The organism is Amycolatopsis sp. SID8362, assembly GCF_010550475.1.
GTDB classification, from domain to species: domain Bacteria; phylum Actinomycetota; class Actinomycetes; order Mycobacteriales; family Pseudonocardiaceae; genus Amycolatopsis; species Amycolatopsis eburnea.
The window spans coordinates 1-5,501 of record NZ_JAAGNB010001360.1; the positions used below are offsets into that span (position 1 = coordinate 1).

1 protein-coding gene is annotated in these 5,501 nt (G+C 74.3%); it reads left to right on the forward strand.

Translation table 11 applies throughout. The annotated features are described in order from the left end of the window. The coding region (locus tag G3I65_RS41320) for a type I polyketide synthase (RefSeq protein ID WP_160700901.1) at positions 1–5,501 on the forward strand (5,501 nt) is incomplete at both ends.

Genomic DNA, 5,501 nt, shown 5'->3' on the forward strand with positions numbered 1-5,501 from the left:
GCACGCCGCCGGGGTGTTCTCCCTGGCCGACGCGTGCCGCCTGGTCGCTGCCCGCGGCGCGCTGATGCAGGCGCTGCCCGACGGCGGCGCGATGGTCGCGGTGGTGGCGAGCGAGGACGATGTCCGCCCGCTGCTCGGTCCGGACGTCGCGCTCGCCGCCGTCAACGGGCCGCGGTCGATCGTCCTGTCCGGCACGGCGGAGGCGGTCGACGCGGTCGCCTCGCGGTTCGAGAAGACGCGGCGGCTGGCGGTGTCGCACGCGTTCCACTCGCCGTCGATGGAACCGATGCTCGCGGAGTTCGCCGAAGTCCTCAGTGGAATCACCTTCGCTCCGCCGCGGATCCCGTTCGTGTCCACTGTGGAATCGGGTGCGGATCCGACCACAGTGGATTACTGGGTGCGGCACGCGCGGGAGGCGGTCCGGTTCGCCGACGCCGTCACGACGCTGACCGCGTCCGGGGTGACGCGGTTCGTCGAAGCCGGCCCGGACGGCGTGCTGTCCGCGCTGGTCCCGGACGCGCTCGCGGTACCACTGCTGCGCCGCGACCGTGGCGAAGAAGTCGCGTTCGTCGAGGCCGTGGCCCGGCTGTTCGTGGCCGGTGCCGACGTCGGCTGGCCGATCGGCGGCCGGCCGGTCGACCTGCCGACGTACCCCTTCCAGCGCGAACGGTTCTGGCCCTCGCCACGGCCCGCCCGCGTGGCGGGCACGATGGCGCACCCGCTGCTCGACGACGTCGTCTCGCTGGCCGGATCGGACGAGCTGGTCCTGACCGGCAGGCTGTCGGTGGCCGCACAGCCGTGGCTGGCCGAGCACGTCGTGGCGGGCACGACGCTCCTGCCGGGCACGGCGCTGGCCGAGCTGGCCATCCGCGCCGGCGACGAGTGCGGCTGCCCGCGGCTCGACGAGCTGACCATGGCCGTCCCCCTGGTGCTGCCCGCGCGGGTGCAGGTGCGCGTCGGAGAGCCGGGGGAGAACGGCACCCGCGCCGTCGCCATCCACTCACGACAGTCCGAAGAGGACCCCTGGACCGAACACGCCACCGGCACACTGAGCGCGGCTTCACCCGCTCCCGCCGCCGTTTCCGGCGCTTGGCCGCCCGCGGACGCGCTCCCGGTCGCGCTGCAGGACTTCTACGCGGACTTCACGGCGGACGGCTTCGAGTACGGCCCCCGGTTCCGCGGCCTGCACGCGGCGTGGCGCCGTGGCGACGAGGTGTTCGCCGAAGTCGCGCTCGACGACGAGCACCACGCCGAGGCGGCGGAGTTCGGCCTCCACCCGGCCCTCCTCGACGCGGCCTTGCACGCCCTGACGCTGCGCCCCGGCACGCCGTCCCGCGCACTCCCGTTCTCGTGGCGCGGGGTGTGCCTGCACGCGTCGGGCGCGGTCGCCCTCCGGGTCCACATCCGCGCGGACGCCCTGTCCCTGACCGCCCCGGACGGCACCCCGGTGGCCACGATCGACGCCCTCGACCTGCGCGAACACCGCCCGGTCGCCCAGCGCACCGACGCCCTGTTCACCCTGGACTGGACCCCGGTGCCCGCCCCAGCCGCGTCCCCCGCGGTCCTCTGGGGCGAAAACCCGTTCGGCCTCACACTGCCCACCACCGACGACCTCACCGGCGTGCCGCTGGTGGCGACGTGCCTGACCGGCGGCGCGGACGTCGCGGCGTCGGCGCACGACCTGACCCGCCGGGCGCTGGAGCTGGCCCAACGCTGGGTCGCGGAGTCCGAAACGGGCAAGCTGGTGTTCCTGACCCGCGGCGCGACCGACGGCACGGACCTGCCCGCCGCCGCCGTGTGGGGCCTGATCCGCGCGGCCCAGTCCGAGCACCCGGGCCGCTTCGGCCTGGTCGACCTGGCCGAGCCCGCGTCCCCCGACCTCCTCCTCGCCGCCCTCGCCAGCGACGAACCCCAGCTCGCCCTCCGCGACAACACCCTCCTCGCCGCCCGCCTGACCCCGGCACTTTCACGTGAAAGTGCCGACCTGGGCCCCGCACTTTCACGTGAAAGTGCGGCCTGGGATCCGGACGGGACCGTCCTCATCACGGGCGGGACCGGCGGGCTCGGCGCGGTCATCGCCCGCCACCTCGTCGCGAAGGGGACCCGGCGCCTGCTGCTCGTCAGCCGTCGCGGGGGTGACAGCCCTGGTGCGGCCGAGCTGGTCGGCGAACTGACCGAAGCAGGCGCCGACGTCACGGTCGTGGCCTGCGATGTCACCGACCGCGGAGCCCTCGAAGAACTGCTCCGGGGCCACGAGATCGACGCCGTCGTCCACGCGGCCGGGGTGCTCGACGACGTCCTCCTCGCCGACCTCACCCCGGAACGCCTCGCGGCCGTGCACCGGCCCAAGGCCGACGCTGCCTGGTACCTGCACGAACTCGTCGCTGACGACACGACCCTCGTCCTCTTCTCGTCCGTCTCCGGCACCCTCGGTCTCCCCGGCCAGGGCAACTACGCCGCCGCCAACGCGTTCCTCGACGCGCTCGCCCGCCGCCGCCCGCACACCGTCAGCCTCGCGTGGGGTCCGTGGGTCCCGACGTCCGGCATGACCGCCGACCTCGGCGGCACCGGCCTCGACCGGTTCACCCGCGCGGGCTATCCGCCGCTCACCGTCGAGCAGGGCACCGCGCTCTTCGACGCCGCCCTCGCCGCCGGCGCGCCCGTGGTCCTGCCCGTCCGGCTCGACAAGGCCGCCCTGCGCCGCCGCGACGACCTCCCGTACCCCTTGCGCGGCTTGGTGCGCGCGCTGGTTCGCCGGGCAACGGCCACACTGGAACGGCAGCCGCGCGACCGCGCCGAGGCCGGGGTCGTCGTCGCGAACGAGGTCGCGCACGTCCTCGGGCACCGGGGCACCGAGCGGATCACCGCCGCCAAGTCGTTCGCCGAACTCGGCTTCGACTCGCTCACGGCCGTCGAACTGCGCAACCGGCTCACCGCCGCGACCGGCCTGCGGCTGCCCGCGACACTCGTCTTCGACTACCCGACCGTCGGCGCGCTCGCCGACCACCTCACCGGCGACGCACCGGCCGAGCAGGCCCCCGTCGCGAAGGCCGTCGACGGCGACCCGATCGTCATCGTCGGCATGGCCTGCCGCTACCCGGGCGGCGTCGCCTCGCCCGAGGACCTCTGGCGGCTGGTCGAAACCGGCGGCGACGCCATCACCGGTTTCCCGGCGAACCGCGGCTGGGACCTCGCCGCGCTCTACGACCCGGACCCGGCCCACCCCGGTACGTCCTACACGCGCCACGGCGGGTTCCTGCACGACGCCGCCGACTTCGACGCCGGGTTCTTCGGGATGAGCCCGCGCGAGGCCGTCGCGACCGACGTCCAGCAGCGCCTGCTGCTCGAAACCTCCTGGGCCGCGGTGGAAAGCGCGGGCGTCGACCCGTCGTCGCTGCGGGGCAGCGCCACCGGCGTGTTCGCCGGCGTGATGTACGGCGACTACAGCCGCCTGCTCGACGGCGGCGAAGACGCCGAGGGCTACAAGACCAGCGGCAGCGCGGGCAGCGTCGCGTCCGGCCGGGTCGCCTACACCCTCGGGCTCGAAGGCCCCGCGGTCACCGTGGACACGGCGTGTTCGTCGTCGCTGGTGGCGTTGCACTGGGCCGCGCAGGCCCTGCGGTCCGGCGACTGCGACCTCGCCCTCGCCGGCGGCGTCACGGTCATGTCGACCCCGGCCGCGTTCGTCGAGTTCTCCCGCCAGCGCGGGCTCGCCACCGACGGACGTTGCAAGCCGTTCTCCGACAGCGCGAACGGCGTCGGCTGGTCGGAAGGCGTCGGCATGCTCGTGCTGGAACGGCTGTCCGACGCCGAACGCCACGGCCACGAGATCCTCGCCGTGGTGCGCGGTTCGGCGGTCAACCAGGACGGTGCGTCCAACGGCCTCACCGCGCCCAACGGCCCGTCACAGCAACGCGTCATCCGCGCCGCGCTCGCCGGCGCCGGTCTATCCACTTCGGACGTCGACGTCGTGGAAGCGCACGGCACCGGCACCACCCTGGGCGACCCGATCGAAGCTCAGGCCCTCCTCGCGACCTACGGGCAGGACCGCTCGACACCGCTCCTGCTCGGTTCGGTGAAGTCCAACATCGGGCACACGCAGGCCGCGTCCGGCGTCGCCGGGATCATCAAGGTCGTCCAGGCGATGCGGCACGGCGTCGTGCCGCGGACCCTGCACGTCACCGAACCGTCGGGGCACGTCGACTGGACCGCGGGCGCGGTCGAGCTGGCCACCGCCGAAACGCCGTGGCCCGACACGAACCGCCCCCGCCGGGCGGGTGTGTCGTCCTTCGGCATCAGCGGCACGAACGCCCACGTCATCCTGGAACAGCCCGCCCCACGCCCGGCGCCCGAGCGGCCCGCGGCGCCCGAGGTGCCGTGGCTGATCAGCGCCAGGAGCCCGGAAGCTGTGCGCAGCCAGGCAAAGCACCTCAGCGTCCACATCGGACAGCACGATCCGCGCGACGTCGCATGGACCCTGATCCACGGTCGCGCCCGCTTCGACGAACGAGCCGTCGTCTTCGGTCACGACGCGCTGACTGCGTTCGCGGAGGGCAGCGAGCACTCGGACGTCGTCACCGGCACGCCCGCGCCGGGCCGGACCGCGTTCCTGTTCTCCGGCCAGGGTTCCCAGCGCCTCGGCATGGGCCGCGAACTGGTCGCCGACCCGGATTTCGCCGCCGCGCTCGACGCCGTGCTCGCCGAACTCGACCCGGCGGTCCGCGACGTCATGTGGGGTGACGATGCCGCCGCGCTCGACCGGACCGAGTACGCCCAGGCCGCGCTGTTCGCCGTCGAGGTCGCGCTGTTCCACACGTTGACCGTGCGGGGCGTCCGCCCGGACTACGTCGCCGGGCACTCGATCGGCGAACTCGCGGCCGCGCACGTCGCCGGGGTGTTCTCCCTGGCCGACGCGGCCCGGCTGGTCACCGCCCGCGGCCGGCTGATGCAGGCCCTGCCGCCCGGCGGGGCGATGGTCGCCTTGCGGGCCACCGAAGCCGAAGTCCGGCCCCTGCTCACCGACGGCGTCGACCTCGCCGCAGTCAACGGCCCGCGGTCGGTCGTGATCTCCGGCCCCGAGGACGCCGTCACGGCCGTCGCGGCGCACTTCGATGACGCCAAACGGCTTTCGGTCTCGCACGCCTTCCATTCGTCCGCAATGGACCCGATGCTCGCCGAGTTCGGCGAAGTCGCGGCCGGGGTGACCTACCACGAGCCCGCGATTCCGGTGGTGGCGAACGGAAGCGTCACCGACCCGGCGTACTGGGTGCGGCAGGTCCGTGACACGGTCCGCTTCGCCGACGCCCTGCGCGCGCTGCGGGCGTGGCACGTCGACAAGTTCGTCGAAGTCGGCCCGGACGCCGTCCTCGCCGGGCTCGCCGCGAGCGACGACGCCGCGGTCGTGCCGCTGCTGCGCCGCGACCACGACGAACCCCGCACCTTCCGCACCGCGCTCGCCCGCCTCTTCGCCGCCGGCCTGCCGGTCGAGTGGCCCGGCCTCG